The organism is Pseudomonas sp. FH1 (assembly GCF_000510895.2).
GTDB classification, from domain to species: Bacteria; Pseudomonadota; Gammaproteobacteria; order Pseudomonadales; family Pseudomonadaceae; genus Aquipseudomonas; species Aquipseudomonas azotoformans_A.
In genome coordinates this window covers 103,392-118,045 of record NZ_AOHM01000036.1, presented here as the reverse complement: position 1 = coordinate 118,045, position 14,654 = coordinate 103,392, and the positions used below count along the sequence as shown (strand labels likewise).

At 59.3% G+C, this 14,654-nt stretch carries 16 protein-coding genes; 12 read left to right on the top strand and 4 right to left on the bottom strand.

What is annotated here, in order from left to right:
- Positions 1-83: 83 nt before the first annotated feature.
- The 6 genes from ffh (at position 84) to H096_RS12845 (ending at position 4,151) form a co-directional block, all read left to right on the top strand.
- Positions 84-1,460, top strand: a complete 1,377-nt coding sequence (gene ffh, locus H096_RS12870; RefSeq protein WP_003193965.1) for a signal recognition particle protein — start codon at positions 84-86, stop codon at positions 1,458-1,460.
- A gap of 250 nt (positions 1,461-1,710) precedes the next feature.
- Complete coding sequence (gene rpsP, locus H096_RS12865; RefSeq protein ID WP_003175899.1) at positions 1,711-1,962, top strand: 30S ribosomal protein S16; 252 nt, start codon at positions 1,711-1,713, stop codon at positions 1,960-1,962.
- 5 nt (positions 1,963-1,967) lie between these two features.
- Positions 1,968-2,504, top strand: coding sequence for a ribosome maturation factor RimM (rimM, locus tag H096_RS12860; RefSeq protein WP_033898585.1), 537 nt, complete (start codon positions 1,968-1,970; stop codon positions 2,502-2,504).
- On the top strand, positions 2,486-3,259 hold the full coding sequence (trmD, locus tag H096_RS12855) for a tRNA (guanosine(37)-N1)-methyltransferase TrmD (RefSeq protein ID WP_016977714.1): 774 nt from the start codon (positions 2,486-2,488) through the stop codon (positions 3,257-3,259). Before rimM ends, trmD begins: the two co-directional genes overlap by 19 nt.
- Positions 3,260-3,304: 45 nt before the next feature.
- A complete protein-coding gene (gene rplS / locus H096_RS12850) occupies positions 3,305-3,655 on the top strand; it encodes a 50S ribosomal protein L19 (protein ID WP_003175895.1) in 351 nt (116 codons plus the stop codon).
- A gap of 82 nt (positions 3,656-3,737) precedes the next feature.
- On the top strand, positions 3,738-4,151 hold the full coding sequence (locus tag H096_RS12845) for an acyl-CoA thioesterase (RefSeq protein WP_016977715.1): 414 nt from the start codon (positions 3,738-3,740) through the stop codon (positions 4,149-4,151).
- Here H096_RS12845 and H096_RS12840 read toward each other — a convergent pair whose 3' ends face one another.
- A complete protein-coding gene (locus H096_RS12840) occupies positions 4,152-5,960 on the bottom strand; it encodes a sodium:proton antiporter (protein WP_033898584.1) in 1,809 nt (602 codons plus the stop codon).
- 107 nt (positions 5,961-6,067) lie between these two features.
- Between H096_RS12840 and xerD the strand changes: the two genes are divergently transcribed.
- From xerD to thrC, 4 genes are all read left to right on the top strand, one after another.
- Positions 6,068-6,964, top strand: a complete 897-nt coding sequence (gene xerD, locus H096_RS12835; protein ID WP_033898583.1) for a site-specific tyrosine recombinase XerD — start codon at positions 6,068-6,070, stop codon at positions 6,962-6,964.
- A 142-nt stretch (positions 6,965-7,106) separates the two neighbouring features.
- The gene (locus H096_RS12830; RefSeq protein WP_010207987.1) at positions 7,107-7,838 is read left to right on the top strand and encodes a thioredoxin fold domain-containing protein; all 732 of its coding nucleotides are present in this window, start codon (positions 7,107-7,109) and stop codon (positions 7,836-7,838) included.
- A gap of 129 nt (positions 7,839-7,967) precedes the next feature.
- Entirely contained in the window at positions 7,968-9,272 is a 1,305-nt protein-coding gene (locus tag H096_RS12825) for a homoserine dehydrogenase (protein WP_033898582.1), read from the top strand.
- Positions 9,273-9,375: 103 nt separating this feature from the next.
- Positions 9,376-10,785 carry a threonine synthase gene (gene thrC, locus H096_RS12820; protein ID WP_033898581.1) on the top strand — a complete coding sequence of 470 codons (1,410 nt, stop codon included), beginning with the start codon at positions 9,376-9,378 and terminating at the stop codon, positions 10,783-10,785.
- A gap of 80 nt (positions 10,786-10,865) precedes the next feature.
- Here thrC and H096_RS12815 read toward each other — a convergent pair whose 3' ends face one another.
- The gene (locus H096_RS12815; RefSeq protein WP_033898580.1) at positions 10,866-11,075 is read right to left on the bottom strand and encodes a hypothetical protein; all 210 of its coding nucleotides are present in this window, start codon (positions 11,073-11,075) and stop codon (positions 10,866-10,868) included.
- 314 nt (positions 11,076-11,389) lie between these two features.
- Here H096_RS12815 and H096_RS12810 point away from each other — a divergent pair, with 314 nt between their 5' ends.
- Complete coding sequence (locus H096_RS12810) at positions 11,390-11,674, top strand: DUF3509 domain-containing protein (protein ID WP_033898579.1); 285 nt, start codon at positions 11,390-11,392, stop codon at positions 11,672-11,674.
- Positions 11,675-11,844: 170 nt separating this feature from the next.
- On the opposite strand, the gene H096_RS12805 is transcribed toward H096_RS12810, so the two are convergent.
- Entirely contained in the window at positions 11,845-12,711 is an 867-nt protein-coding gene (locus H096_RS12805; RefSeq protein ID WP_033898578.1) for a TIGR02285 family protein, read from the bottom strand.
- On the bottom strand, positions 12,711-13,910 hold the full coding sequence (locus H096_RS12800; RefSeq protein ID WP_033898577.1) for a CaiB/BaiF CoA-transferase family protein: 1,200 nt from the start codon (positions 13,908-13,910) through the stop codon (positions 12,711-12,713). The genes H096_RS12805 and H096_RS12800 overlap by 1 nt, the downstream gene beginning before the upstream one ends.
- Positions 13,911-14,059: 149 nt before the next feature.
- Between H096_RS12800 and H096_RS12795 the strand changes: the two genes are divergently transcribed.
- Positions 14,060-14,602, top strand: a complete 543-nt coding sequence (locus tag H096_RS12795; RefSeq protein ID WP_033898576.1) for a YaeQ family protein — start codon at positions 14,060-14,062, stop codon at positions 14,600-14,602.
- The last annotated feature ends 52 nt before the right edge of the window (positions 14,603-14,654 follow it).

Here is a 14,654-nt window from a genome sequence, read left to right as displayed (position 1 = left end):
CCGAGCGCTGTTTTTAATAGCGATTTACCACAGCCTGGGCCGCCATTACCTCGGTCTATGAATAGGGCCTGAAAGGATCGCGCATGTTTGAAAATCTGACTGACCGTCTCTCGCAGACGCTGCGCCATGTCACCGGCAAGGCCAAGCTGACCGAGGACAATATTAAAGACACCCTGCGCGAAGTGCGCATGGCGTTGCTGGAAGCCGACGTCGCCTTGCCGGTGGTGAAGGACTTCGTCAACTCGGTCAAAGAGCGCGCGGTAGGCACCGAAGTGTCCCGCAGCCTGACACCGGGCCAGGCGTTCGTGAAGATCGTCCAGGCTGAGCTCGAAAGCCTGATGGGCGCGGCCAACGAAGATTTGAACCTCAGCGCCGTGCCACCGGCCGTGGTGCTGATGGCCGGTCTGCAGGGTGCGGGTAAGACCACCACCGCTGGCAAGCTGGCGCGCTTCCTTAAAGAGCGCAAGAAGAAGTCCGTGATGGTGGTGTCGGCTGACGTCTACCGTCCGGCCGCTATCAAGCAGCTGGAAATGCTCGCGGGCGAAGTGGGCGTGACCTTCTTCCCGTCCGACCTGAGCCAGAAGCCGGTCGACATCGCCAACGCGGCTATTAAAGAAGCCAAGCTCAAATTCATCGACGTGGTCATCGTCGATACCGCCGGTCGCCTGCACATCGACGAAGAGATGATGGGCGAGATCAAGGCGCTGCATGCCGCGATCAACCCGGTCGAGACGCTGTTCGTGGTCGACGCCATGACCGGTCAGGATGCGGCCAACACCGCCAAGGCCTTTGGTGATGCACTGCCACTGACCGGCGTGATCCTGACCAAGGTCGACGGTGACGCCCGTGGCGGTGCCGCGCTGTCGGTACGTGCCATCACCGGCAAGCCGATCAAGTTCATCGGTATGGGCGAGAAGAGCGAAGCGCTCGAACCCTTCCATCCTGAGCGTATCGCCTCGCGCATCCTCGGCATGGGCGACGTGCTCAGCCTGATCGAACAGGCCGAAGCCACCCTCGACAAGGACAAGGCCGATAAACTGGCCAAGAAACTGAAGAAGGGCAAGGGCTTCGACCTCGAAGATTTCCGCGACCAACTGCAACAGATGAAGAACATGGGCGGCCTCGGCGGCCTGATGGACAAGCTGCCGAACATCGGCGGTGTGAACCTGGCGCAGATGGGCAATGCCCAGGGTGCGGCAGAGAAGCAGTTCAAGCAGATGGAAGCCATCATCAATTCCATGACCCCGGCCGAGCGCCGCGACCCTGAGCTGATCAGCGGTTCGCGCAAACGTCGGATCGCCATGGGTTCCGGCACCCAGGTGCAGGACATCGGTCGCTTGATCAAGCAGCACAAGCAGATGCAGAAGATGATGAAGAAATTCTCCGCCAAAGGCGGAATGGCCAAGATGATGCGCGGCATGGGCGGTATGTTGCCCGGCGGCGGTATGCCCAAAATGTAAAGAATTCGAGCAAAAGCCCGCTTTTGCTCCGACCCACAAGGACGTGGGATCTCCAGCAAACCCGCCGTTGGCGGGCGCTGACTCGCCGTTTTAACCGACGGCTCTATAGCAGATCTGAGTGGCACGCTGATAGGCGCCAGAAAAAGACATTTGCAAAAGTCCGGATATTCCTTAGAATATGCGGCCTTTCGGGCACCTATGCCCGCTGTGCATTTAGATTTGCAGCACCGACTACAGGAACGATGTTCACATGCTAACAATCCGTCTTGCCCTTGGCGGCTCCAAAAAGCGCCCGTTTTACCACTTGACCGTAACCGACAGCCGCAACCCGCGTGACGGTTCGCACAAGGAACAGGTTGGTTTCTTCAACCCTGTTGCTCGTGGTCAAGAAGTTCGTCTGTCCGTGAACCAAGAGCGCGTAGCCTACTGGCTGAGCGTGGGTGCACAGCCATCCGAGCGCGTTGCAAAACTGTTGAAGGACTCGGCTAAGGCCGCAGCCTGAGCAATATGAACGCGACGCCAGCTGTTGCTGATGATTTGATCGTTATCGGCAAGATTTACTCTGTTCATGGCGTTCGCGGCGAAGTGAAGGTGTATTCCTTTACTGATCCGACTGAAAACCTGTTGCAGTACAAGACCTGGACGCTCAAGCGCGAAGGTAGTGTGAAGCAGGTTGAGCTGGTCAGTGGACGCGGGAGCGATAAGTTCCTGGTCGCAAAGCTCAAGGGTCTTGATGACCGTGAAGAAGCTCGTCTTCTGGCCGGTTATGAGATCTGCGTGCCGCGAGACCTGTTCCCTGAATTGACCGACGGCGAGTACTACTGGTACCAGCTGGAAGGTCTGAAGGTTATTGATCAACTCGGGCAATTGTTCGGGAAAATCGATCATCTTCTGGAAACCGGCGCCAATGATGTAATGGTGGTCAAGCCTTGCGCTGGCAGCCTGGATGATCGCGAACGCCTGTTGCCCTATACGGCGCAATGCGTGTTGGCCGTCGACCTGGTCGCGGGCGAGATGAAGGTGGAATGGGACGCGGACTTCTAAGCGTGGCTAATTTGCGCATTGAAGTGATCAGTTTGTTTCCCGAGATGTTTTCCGCCATCAGCGAGTACGGCATCACCAGTCGGGCGGTGAAACAGGGGCTGTTGCAGCTCACCTGTTGGAACCCGCGAGACTACACGACGGATCGACATCACACTGTAGACGATCGCCCATTTGGCGGTGGTCCGGGCATGGTGATGAAGATCAAGCCCCTGGAAGACGCGTTGGTTCAGGCCAAGGCTGCCGCCGGGGAGAAGGCGAAGGTAATTTACCTGTCCCCTCAAGGCCGTCAGCTGAAACAGGCTGGGGTCCGCGAACTGGCGAATGAGGAAGCACTGATCCTGATTGCCGGTCGCTATGAAGGCATTGACGAGCGGTTTATTGAAGCTCATGTCGATGAAGAGTGGTCGATTGGGGACTATGTCCTGTCTGGCGGCGAGCTGCCGGCGATGGTCCTGATAGATGCGGTTACACGACTGCTGCCTGGAGCTTTAGGGCATGCGGACTCCGCGGAGGAAGATTCCTTCACGGATGGTTTGCTGGATTGCCCGCACTACACCCGACCGGAGGTGTATGCGGATCAGCGTGTTCCCGACGTATTGCTAAGTGGCAATCACGCACACATCCGGCGTTGGCGTTTACAGCAGTCCCTTGGTCGGACCTATGAACGACGCGCCGATCTTCTGGAAAGCCGCTCGCTTTCTGGAGAAGAGAAGAAGCTGCTCGAGGAATACATCCTCGCGCGGGACGATAGTTAACAACGTATCGATGGTAGGTCCATTGACTTACCTTAGGAGCACAGCATGACTAACAAAATCATCCTTGCACTCGAAGCAGAGCAGATGACCAAAGAGATCCCTACCTTTGCCCCGGGCGACACCATTGTCGTTCAGGTGAAAGTGAAGGAAGGCGACCGTTCGCGTCTGCAAGCGTTCGAAGGCGTGGTAATTGCCAAGCGTAACCGTGGTGTGAACAGTGCTTTCACTGTTCGTAAAATCTCCAACGGTGTTGGCGTAGAGCGTACTTTCCAGACCTACAGCCCGCAAATCGACAGCATGGCCGTCAAGCGTCGCGGTGACGTACGTAAAGCCAAGCTGTACTACCTGCGTGACCTGTCCGGTAAAGCAGCTCGCATCAAGGAAAAACTGGCTTAAGTCCAGCTTCCCGATGCAGAAAAAAGCAGCCTACGGGCTGCTTTTTTGTGCCTGAAATTTGTCTATCTGCCGGTATTTGTCCATGACCACCCGCCTCGAAGAAATCCAGCGCCGCACCGACCTGTCCGTGACCCACGTGACCAAGGCCGTGTTCCCGCCGACCACCAACCACCACAACACTTTGTTCGGTGGCACCGCCCTGGCCTGGATGGATGAAGTGTCGTTCATCACGGCCACCCGTTTCTGTCGCCTGCCGCTGGTGACAGTCTCCACCGACCGCATCGACTTCAACCACGCGATCCCGGCCGGCTCCATCGTTGAGCTGATCGGCCGCGTGATCAAGGTCGGCAACACCAGCCTCAAGGTTGAAGTGGAAGTGTTCGTCGAGAGCATGAGCGCCGATGGTCGCGAGAAGGCGATCCAGGGCGTGTTCAGCTTTGTCGCGATTGACGCCGACAAACGCCCTGTACCGGTATTGCCTGGGTTTGCCGACTGATCAGCCGGTTGTGTGGTTCTCGGGTTGGATCACGGCTAGCAAGGTCCAGCCGGCTACGGGCTTCACACTGCTGTCCGGGGTGACCACATGCACCCACCCGCTGACATCTCGGGCAAACAGCAGCGTGGCGCGTTCCCCATGGAGCGTTTGGTATTGCTCCCAGCCGAAGCCCTCTGTGAGATGCGTGCTATACAGCTCGGCGCCTTGGCCCAATAGGCTGGCGAGCTTGGTGTAACTCAAGGGTTGACTGCCCAGCAACTGGCCACGGTGTTCATGGCTGGCTCGGTGTTTATCGGTGCGGCGGCTCTCCTGGCTGCTGCTCAGGGTGAACAGGCGGTGGCCGAAGTCGTGACGAAAACGCATCGCGGCCAGGGTATTCAGTTCGCCGGACGGGGAGAGCGCCAGTAAATGCCCAAGCCCAACCAGGTCCAGGTGCGATTCGGCATGCTGGGAGGCCGGGTTGCCGAAATAGGTGGGAAGCCCTTCCATCCGACTGGCGCGGATATTCTCCCAGCTTGAGTCCGTCAGCAGCACGCGGCTGCCGAGTTGCTGCAATGCCTTGCCCAGCATGCGTGCCGGGCCGTTCGCGCCGACGATCAGGAAGCCACTGGGGGCGGGCTCAGCAACTTTCAGCAGGCGGGCCAAGGGTCGTGCGGTCGCACTTTGCAGCACCACGGTGCCGATGATCACCGCAAAGGTCAGTGGCACCAACAGCAGCGCACCGGCGTGCCCGGCTTCATCCAGGCGAATCGCAAAGATTGCCGACACCGCAGCCGCCACAATCCCGCGCGGGGCGATCCATGCCAGCAGTGCGCGCTCCCGCCAATTCAGTTTCGAGCCGACGGTCGACAGCGCGACATTCAAAGGGCGGGCGATGAATTGAATGATCAGCAACAGGATCAGTACGAACGGTCCCAGCGCAATCAAGGCGTTCAGATCCAGGCGTGCCGCCAGCAGGATAAACAGGCCGGAAATCAGCAACACGCTGAGGTTCTCCTTGAAGTGCAGAATGTGCCGCACATCCACGCCCTTCATGTTGGCCATCCACATGCCCATCAGGGTCACCGCCAGCAAGCCGGATTCATGCATGACTTCGTTAGAGGCGATAAATACCCCCAGCACCCCGGCCAGCGTCGCCAGGTTATGCAGGTATTCCGGCAACCACTGCCGCCGCATGATCTGCCCTAATACCCAGCCGCCAGCTACCCCGAACAGGCTACCGCAGACGATCACCCCGCCGAAGGTCAGCAGGCTATGGCTCAAGCCATCGCCGGAAGCACGGCTGATGATGAAGCTGTACACCACGACGGCCAGCAGGGCGCCGATAGGGTCAATGACAATGCCTTCCCAGCGCAGGATGTTGGCGATGGAGGCCTTGGGACGCACCACGCGCAGCATGGGAACGATGACGGTCGGGCCTGTGACCAAGGTCAGCGTGCCGAACAGCAGTGCGAGCATCCAGTCGAAACCCAGCAGCCAGTGGGTCGCCAAGGTGATCACCGCCCAGGTCGACAGCGCGCCAAGCGTGACCAGGCGATGCACCACGCTGCCGATTTCCTTCCATTCCGACAGGTGCAGGGTCAGGCTGCCTTCAAACAGAATCAGCGCCACCGCCAGCGACACCAGTGGCATCAGCAGAGGGCCGAACATTTCCTGCGGGTCGAGCCAGCCCAGTACCGGTCCTGCCAGAATCCCGCTCAGTAACAGGAACAGAATGGCCGGCAGTTTCAGGCGCCAGGCCAGCCATTGGCAGCCGAGTGCCGCCACGCCAATGCCGCCAAAGGCCAGCAAAATCTGTTGTTCGTTCATTAAAGCTTCCTGTTCCTTGAAGTAGCGGGCTATGAAAGACTAGTGACCCTAATCACAGTTCACTAATTAATTGCCGCAAAGCCCCGTGCCGCGTCGCTTGAGTGCCCATGCCTGCCATTGATCACCTGCTTATCGACCGTTTTCTCGACGCACTCTGGCTGGAAAAAGGCCTGTCGGACAATACGCGCCAGGCCTATCGCAGTGACCTGGCCCTGTTCAACGGTTGGCTGCAGGAGAAAAACCTCGAGCTGATCAATGCTGGGCGCGAGCTGATTCTCGACCACCTGGCCTGGCGCCTTGAGCAAAACTACAAGCCACGTTCCACGGCGAGATTTCTCTCCGGAGTGCGTGGCTTTTATCGCTATCTGTTGCGTGAAAAGTTGATAACGGTGGATCCGACTCTACAAGTCGACATGCCACAATTAGGTAGGCCTCTTCCTAAGTCTCTGTCAGAAACTGACGTGGAGGCCTTACTGGCCGCCCCCGACCTCAGCGAAGCCATCGGCCAGCGCGACCGCGCCATGCTGGAGGTTCTATACGCCTGTGGCCTGCGGGTGACCGAGTTGATCAGCCTGACCCTGGAGCAAGTCAACCTGCGCCAGGGCGTGCTGCGGGTGATGGGCAAGGGCAGCAAGGAAAGGCTGGTGCCCATGGGCGAGGAGGCGATTGTGTGGGTCGAGCGCTATATGCGTGATGCGCGCAGTGAGCTGCTGGGCGGACGGCCCAGCGACGTATTGTTTCCCAGCCTGCGCGGCGAGCAGATGACCCGGCAAACGTTTTGGCATCGCATCAAGCACCAGGCGAAGGTTGCCGGGATTGGCAAGACCCTGTCGCCGCACACCTTGCGCCATGCCTTCGCCACGCATTTGCTCAACCACGGTGCGGATTTGCGCGTGGTGCAGATGCTGCTCGGCCACAGCGACTTATCCACAACCCAGATCTACACCCATGTCGCGCGCGCACGTTTGCAGGATATGCACGCCAAGCATCACCCACGCGGCTGAAAACCGCCAATTTATCCCGCCACGGGCTGCCCTGCGGCCCAACTGTGGTAGGCTTTGCCGGTTAGCAAAGGGGACGGCCCATGCCCGAGTTTTCACATCGGCGCTACTGCTCCCGTCCCTGCATCTGCCTTCAGGAGTTCCCATGCGCTTGACCCAGATTATTGCCGCCGCAGCCATTGCGTTGGTTTCCACCTTTGCCTTCGCCGATGACGCTGCCGAGCAGACCATCCGCAAGAGCCTGGCCAACCTGCAACTCGATACCCCGATCGAAAGCATCAGCGCCAGCCCTATGGCCGGCCTGTATGAAGTCAAGCTCAAGGGCAGCCGCGTGCTGTACGCCAGTGCCGACGGCCAGTACATCGTCCAGGGCTACCTGTTCCAGCTGAAGGACGGCAAGCCGGTCAACCTCACCGAGAAAGCCGAGCGCCTGGGCGTGTCCAAGCTGATCAACGGCATCCCGGTAGCGGAAACCGTGGTTTACCCGGCCATCGGCGAGACCAAGACCCACATCACCGTGTTCACCGACACCACCTGCCCGTACTGCCACAAGCTGCACGCCGAAGTGCCGGCGTTGAACAAGCTGGGTGTGGAAGTACGCTACGTCGCCTTCCCGCGCCAGGGCCTGGGTTCGCCGGGTGACGAGCAGCTGCAAGCGGTGTGGTGCTCGGCCGACAAGAAAGCCGCCATGGACAAGATGGTCGATGGCAAGGAAATCAAGGCGGCCAAATGTGCCAACCCGGTTTCCAAGCAGTTCGCCCTGGGGCAGTCCATCGGCGTGAACGGTACACCGGCCATCGTTTTGGCTGACGGCCAAGTGATTCCGGGCTACCAGCCGGCACCACAAGTTGCCAAACTGGCGCTCAGTGCCAAATAAATCAGTATCGTCGAAACGTCGACGATCAAGGCTCGCTGACACGTCGGCGGGTCGTTAATTGCAAGCCGCAGTCGTGCGGCTGTTTTCCACGGCCGACCTAGCGTCGGCCGTTTCATGGGGAGTTCTTCAGTGAAACCGGTCAAAGTAGGCATCTGTGGGTTGGGGACCGTCGGTGGCGGCACCTTTAACGTACTTCAGCGTAACGCTGAGGAAATTTCCCGCCGTGCAGGTCGCGGGATTGAAGTGGCGCAAATTGCCACGCGTTCGCCAAAGCCTCAGTTCGAAACGACCGGTATTGCGATTACCAACGATGTCTTCGCCGTTGCCACCAACCCTGAAATCGATATCGTCATCGAGCTGGTCGGCGGCTACACCGTGGCCCGTGAGCTGGTGCTCAAGGCCATCGAGAACGGCAAGCACGTGGTCACTGCCAACAAGGCGCTGATCGCCGTGCACGGCAACGAGATCTTCGCCAAGGCGCGTGAGAAGGGTGTGATTGTCGCGTTCGAAGCCGCCGTGGCCGGTGGCATCCCGGTAATCAAGGCGATCCGTGAAGGCCTGTCCGCCAACCGCATCAACTGGGTGGCCGGCATCATCAACGGCACCGGTAACTTCATCCTTACCGAAATGCGCGAGAAGGGCCGTACCTTCGAAGACGTGCTGGCCGAAGCCCAAGCCCTGGGTTACGCCGAAGCCGACCCGACCTTCGACGTAGAAGGCATCGATGCGGCGCACAAGCTGACCATCCTGGCCTCCATTGCCTTTGGTATTCCGCTGCAGTTCGACAAGGCCTACACCGAAGGCATCACCAAGCTGACCACTGCCGACGTGAACTATGCCGAAGCCTTGGGCTATCGCATCAAGCACCTGGGTGTGGCGCGTAGCACACCGGCCGGTATCGAGTTGCGTGTGCACCCGACGCTGATCCCGGCCGACCGCCTGATCGCCAACGTCAATGGCGTGATGAACGCCGTGATGGTCAACGGTGATGCGGCGGGTTCGACCCTGTTCTACGGCGCCGGCGCCGGCATGGAGCCGACCGCCTCGTCGGTGATCGCCGACCTGGTGGACGTGGTCCGCGCCATGACCAGCGACCCGGAAAACCGCGTGCCGCACCTGGCCTTCCAGCCGGACTCGCTGTCGGCGCACCCGATCCTGCCGATCGAAGCCTGCGAAAGTGCCTACTACCTGCGCATCCAGGCCCAGGACCATCCAGGCGTGTTGGCCCAGGTTGCGAGCATCCTGTCGGAGCGTGGTATCAACATCGAGTCGATCATGCAGAAGGAAGTCGAGGAGCAAAACGGCCAGGTGCCGATGATCCTGCTGACTCACCGCGTGCTCGAACAGCACATCAATGATGCCATCCAGGCACTGGAAGCTCTCCAGGGCGTGGTTGGGCCGGTCGTCCGGATTCGCGTCGAACATTTGAATTAATTCAGCTGCAAGCGCCAAGCTGCAAGCTGCAAGTGAAAGCAGAACCGCTTCGACTTGCAGCTTGAAGCTTGAAGCTTGAAGCCCAAACCGAAGGTTTGCCCCTATGCGTTATATCAGCACCCGCGGCCAGGCACCGGCCCTGAATTTCGAAGACGTTTTGCTGGCAGGCCTTGCCACTGACGGCGGCCTGTACGTGCCGGAAAACCTGCCACGCTTCACCCAGGAAGAAATCGCTTCCTGGGCCGGCCTGCCGTACCACGAGCTGGCGTTCCGCGTGATGCGCCCGTTCGTCACCGGCAGCATTCCGGATGCGGATTTCAAGAAGATTCTGGAAGAGACCTATGGCGTGTTTTCCCACAACGCCATCGCACCGCTGCGCCAACTGAACGGTAACGAATGGGTACTGGAACTGTTCCACGGCCCAACCCTGGCGTTCAAGGATTTCGCCCTGCAACTGCTGGGTCGCCTGCTCGATTACGTGCTGGAGAAGCGCGGCGAGCGCGTGGTGATCATCGGCGCCACCTCCGGTGACACCGGTTCGGCCGCCATCGAAGGGTGCAAGCACTGCGAAAACGTGGACATCTTCATCCTGCACCCGCACAAGCGCGTATCGGAAGTGCAGCGTCGCCAGATGACCACCATCTTTGGTGAGAACATCCACAACATCGCCATCGAAGGCAACTTCGATGACTGCCAGGAAATGGTCAAGAACAGCTTCGCTGACCAGAGCTTCCTGAAGGGCACGCGCCTCGTAGCGGTGAACTCGATCAACTGGGCGCGGATCATGGCCCAGATCGTCTACTACTTCCACGCGTCCCTGCAGTTGGGCGGCCCGGCGCGTTCGGTATCGTTCTCGGTGCCGACCGGCAACTTCGGCGACATCTTCGCCGGTTACCTGGCGCGCAACATGGGCCTGCCGATCAACCAGTTGATCGTCGCCACCAACCGCAACGACATCCTGCACCGCTTCATGAGCGGCAACCAGTACGTCAAGGAAACCCTGCACGCCACGCTGTCGCCGTCCATGGACATCATGGTCTCGTCGAACTTCGAGCGCCTGCTGTTCGACATGCACGGTCGCAACGGCGCAGCCATTGCTGGCTTGATGGACACCTTCAAAAGCGGTGGCGGTTTCAGCGTTGACGAAGAGCGCTGGACCGAAACCCGCAAGCTGTTCGATTCCCTGGCCGTTGACGATGCACAGACCTGCGAAACCATCGCTGAAGTCTACGCCCAGACCGGTGAGTTGCTCGACCCGCACACTGCCATCGGTGTGAAGGCCGCCCGCGAATGCCGTCGCAGCCTGGACATCCCGATGGTGATCCTGGGCACTGCCCATCCGGTCAAATTCCCGGAAGCGGTGGAGAAGGCGGGTGTGGGCAAGGCGCTGGAATTGCCAGTGCACCTGACCGATTTGTTTGAGCGTGAAGAGCGTTGCACTGTGCTGGCCAATGACTTGAAGGCTGTGCAGGCGTTTGTGAGCCAGCATGGCAACCGGGGCAAGCCGTTGTAAGGCGCACCGCGCAGACAAAAACGCCGCTTTCCCTTCCTTGGGTCAGCGGCGTTTTTTTGTATCTGGCAGGCCCAGTTGGCTCAAACCACTAATGTGATTATTTTTTGTACGATGGCTAATACCGTGCCGAATACCGTGAACATGGCCATGACCACAGCCAACGGGTACCAGAAGTTCTCACGGGTTATCTTGTGAGCTTCGGCATTGAGTTTGCGTTGCTCGGCATAGATGCGTGAAATATCAGCGTGAATCTTCTCTAGCGCAGCCTGTTCTCTGTTGTGTTCCAACATTGTCTTCATCCTTCGCAATAAGGGCCTTTTGACATGCGCTTTTATCTGCGTAGCAGCATTACCAGCGCTCACCGAGTATAGGATTCACTTCGGGTCTCAGCCCTCGGCCAACCCCAAAACAGCCGCCCATTGCGTAAGCAGTTATGTGCCGCCGTTTTTTCCCTGTCATGTTGCAAGCGCATGCTGGAATCCGTCACCCCCTGACGGCCCCATAAAGACGATAAAGCGAACTTTCCTACGTCACAAACAGTCACTTAGGATAGATGCAGCTCCCGTTGAAACGATTGTTCCCGAACTATTGAGTGGTGATCGAGATGGAAAGTATCAGCCTATTGCTCGAAGAAGCACTGAGCCCTTATCAGGTTACGCTGACCACCTCTGGTGTGCAGGACGAGTGCCTGGTAACCGTGAAGAATCCTGCTGGCGCCATCGTGGTCGAACGTGAAGTCGACCGCGCCCAATTGATGGACAAGCGCGTGCTGGTGGATGTGGTGGACTGTCTGCTACGCGACATTAAAATCGCTGAGGGGCGCCTGGAGCCCTCGGTCATCGCGGCCTTGCGCAACGCAGCCCAGACCCGCAGCGCCACCGCCGCATGAAGAATTGTTTAACTGTGGAAACTTCCTACAACGTGGCCGGTCAGATTTCGTAACAGCAAGAGCAAACATTGTGCTCCGGTGTTTGTGCCTTGTTGTACTGGTCTTTGTAGGCCACGTTTAACCCCGAAGTGTCTCCCCACGCTTCGGGGTTTCTTTTTGCCCGCGATTTGTCACGGCTCCTTCGAATCCTGGAAAAAGCTTGGGTTATCGCGCAGATACTGTTCGCGCATGACCGGGTCCAGCCATGAGGCGTAGGACTGCTGTATCTGCTCTTGTGGGATCTCGTGCAATACCTGGTTGATCCGCTCAATGGCCTGGCGTCCCTGAGGCGTGTCCGAACAGCCGATGTGCGTGTGTTGGTAAGGTGCCGAGCCTTGGATGGGGTAAAAGATCAGGTCGTCCGAGGCGATGCCCTGTTGCATCGCGTGATAGCGGATTTCCGGCCAATAACCCAACACCGCCTCAAGCCTGCCCAGGCGCTGCATCTGCAACAGGCTACCCAGAGCGTCGTTACCGTAATGCAGTGCGAGCTTGTGCGCATCGGCGTGCTTGAGCCGTTCATCGATGACAGGCCCGTAGCTGCGCTCTGCGATGGCACCCACCCGGGTTTTGTGGGCATCAAGGAACGCCTGCAGGTCAAACTGGCCTTGCGTGATGTAGGGCGCCATGGCTTCTTGCTGGTTACGCCGCACCGTGACGCCATTGCTGGCGACCACAAATGCCTGGCTGGAAAAGACGACGTATCTGGCCCGCTCGGCCGTCCACAGCAATGAGGGGTCACAGGTGAACGTGGGCTCACGCAGCATTTGCATGCCCCGCGCGCGATTGACGTGCAGCACCTGGTGCCGATATTCCGGCAGGCGTTGGATGAGTATCGGCAGCAACTGATCCAGCGCGCCCTGGCCTTTGCTTGGGCCTTCGAAAATGGTCAGTGGTGGCAAGTCGCGCAATAACCAGATCAGCGTGTCTTCGGCGCTGGCGGTCGGGCCCCAGGCGAGCATGACGCTGAGGAAAAGCTGGGCAAGCCTGCGGACCATCAGATCGCGCCTGCCTCACGTAAACGCGCAATCGCGGCAGCGTCGTAACCCAGCCCGCCCAGCACCACACTGTTATGTTCACCCAACTGCGGCCCAACCCACTCGCAGCTGCCCGGCGTGTCCGACAGCTTGGGCACGATGCCGGGCATCTTGAAGTCCTTGCCGCCAGGCAACTTGGCCTTGAGGAACATCTCCCTGGCCAGGAATTGCGGGTCGCCGAGCATGTCCTCGGCGCTGTAGATGCGGCTGGCGGGTACTTCGGCCTTATTCAGGATCTCTACCACCTGATCCAGCGGTAGCGAATTCACCCAGCGATCAATCACGCCGTACAGTTCATCACGGCGGCTATCGCGCCCGTCATTGCTGGCAAGTACAGGATCGTTGGCCAAATCCTCACGGCCAATAGCGGACATGAAGCGCTTGAAAATCGCATCGCCGTTGGCGCCAATCTGCACATGCTTGCCATCGGCGCTGGTGTGGATCGAGGAGGGCGTGATACCGGGCATGATGTTGCCGGTGCGTTCACGGATGAAGCCAAACACGTCGAACTCCGGGATCATGCTTTCCATCATGGCGAAGATGGCTTCGTACAGCGCCACATCCACCACCTGGCCCAGGCCGCCGTTGACTTCGCGATGACGCAGCGCCATCAGCGCACCAATCACCGCCCACAGCGCGGCGATCGAGTCACCGATGGAAATGCCGGTGCGGACCGGCGGGCGGTCTTCAAAGCCGGTGATGTAGCGCAAGCCGCCCATGGATTCGCCCACGGCACCAAACCCTGGCTGGTCTTTCATCGGCCCGGTCTGGCCAAAGCCGGAGAGGCGCACCATCACCAGCTTGGGGTTGAGGGCGTGCAGGGTTTCCCAGCTCAGGCCGAGTTTCTCCAGCACGCCGGGGCGGAAATTCTCGATCAGGATGTCGGCGTCGGCCAGCAACTGCTTGAGGATGGCCAGGCCGTCCGGGTGCTTGAGGTTCAGCGTCAGCGACTGCTTGTTGCGCGCCTGCACGAACCACCACAGCGACGTGCCCTCGTACAGCTTGCGCCATTTGCGCAGGGGGTCGCCGCCGTCGGGCGATTCGACCTTGATCACCTCAGCGCCGAATTCCGCGCAGATACGTGAGGCAAATGGGCCGGCGATCAGGGTGCCGAGTTCGATGACTTTCAGTCCGGCAAGCGGTTTGGCGTTGAACGGCATGAGGATCCTTGTCTGCGCAAGAGCGGTAATGTGATGCCTTTTAACATAGGCGGGCAGGCCAGGGATAAGGATGATGCAGCGCACGATTCGTTGAATGACCCCGCCATCGGTTAGACTGGCCGCCTTTCCCTGTCTCTAGAAGCCCGTTCATGGCCCAGCCGTCCACGACCTACAAATTCGAACTCAACCTCACCGACCTTGATCGCTCGGTGTACGAGAGTGTCAAACAGACCATCGCCCGCCATCCGTCGGAAACGGAAGAGCGCATGACTGTGCGCCTGCTGGCCTACGCCCTCTGGTACAACGAGCGACTGTCGTTCGGGCGCGGACTGTCAGATGTAGACGAGCCAGCCCTGTGGGAAAAAAGCCTGGATGATCGGGTTCTGCACTGGATCGAAGTCGGCCAGCCCGATGCCGACCGCCTCACCTGGTGCTCGCGTCGCACCGAGCGCACCAGCCTGCTGGCCTACGGCAGCTTGCGCGTGTGGGAAGGCAAGGTCGTGCCGGTAGCGAATAACCTGAAAAACGTACACATCGCCGCCGTGCCTCAGGAAGTCCTCGAGACCCTGGCCAAGGACATGCCCCGCGTCATCAAGTGGGACGTGATGATCAGCGAAGGCACGATGTTCGTCACCGACGACCGTGGCCAGCATGAAGTGCAGTTGCAGTGGTTGGTCGGCGAACGCGGTTGAAGAGTGGCAGCGTCAAGCGGCAAGCAATTAGCTGCAAGCTTGAAGCTTGAAG

Coding starts and splice junctions, on each gene's coding strand:
- ffh (WP_003193965.1), top strand. CDS start 84: ATGTTTGAAAATCTGACTGACCGTCTCTCGCAGACGCTGCGCCATGTC.
- rpsP (WP_003175899.1), top strand. CDS start 1,711: ATGCTAACAATCCGTCTTGCCCTTGGCGGCTCCAAAAAGCGCCCGTTT.
- rimM (WP_033898585.1), top strand. CDS start 1,968: ATGAACGCGACGCCAGCTGTTGCTGATGATTTGATCGTTATCGGCAAG.
- trmD (WP_016977714.1), top strand. CDS start 2,486: ATGGGACGCGGACTTCTAAGCGTGGCTAATTTGCGCATTGAAGTGATC.
- rplS (WP_003175895.1), top strand. CDS start 3,305: ATGACTAACAAAATCATCCTTGCACTCGAAGCAGAGCAGATGACCAAA.
- H096_RS12845 (WP_016977715.1), top strand. CDS start 3,738: ATGACCACCCGCCTCGAAGAAATCCAGCGCCGCACCGACCTGTCCGTG.
- H096_RS12840 (WP_033898584.1), bottom strand. CDS start 5,960: ATGAACGAACAACAGATTTTGCTGGCCTTTGGCGGCATTGGCGTGGCG.
- xerD (WP_033898583.1), top strand. CDS start 6,068: ATGCCTGCCATTGATCACCTGCTTATCGACCGTTTTCTCGACGCACTC.
- H096_RS12830 (WP_010207987.1), top strand. CDS start 7,107: ATGCGCTTGACCCAGATTATTGCCGCCGCAGCCATTGCGTTGGTTTCC.
- thrC (WP_033898581.1), top strand. CDS start 9,376: ATGCGTTATATCAGCACCCGCGGCCAGGCACCGGCCCTGAATTTCGAA.
- H096_RS12815 (WP_033898580.1), bottom strand. CDS start 11,075: ATGTTGGAACACAACAGAGAACAGGCTGCGCTAGAGAAGATTCACGCT.
- H096_RS12810 (WP_033898579.1), top strand. CDS start 11,390: ATGGAAAGTATCAGCCTATTGCTCGAAGAAGCACTGAGCCCTTATCAG.
- H096_RS12805 (WP_033898578.1), bottom strand. CDS start 12,711: ATGGTCCGCAGGCTTGCCCAGCTTTTCCTCAGCGTCATGCTCGCCTGG.
- H096_RS12800 (WP_033898577.1), bottom strand. CDS start 13,910: ATGCCGTTCAACGCCAAACCGCTTGCCGGACTGAAAGTCATCGAACTC.
- H096_RS12795 (WP_033898576.1), top strand. CDS start 14,060: ATGGCCCAGCCGTCCACGACCTACAAATTCGAACTCAACCTCACCGAC.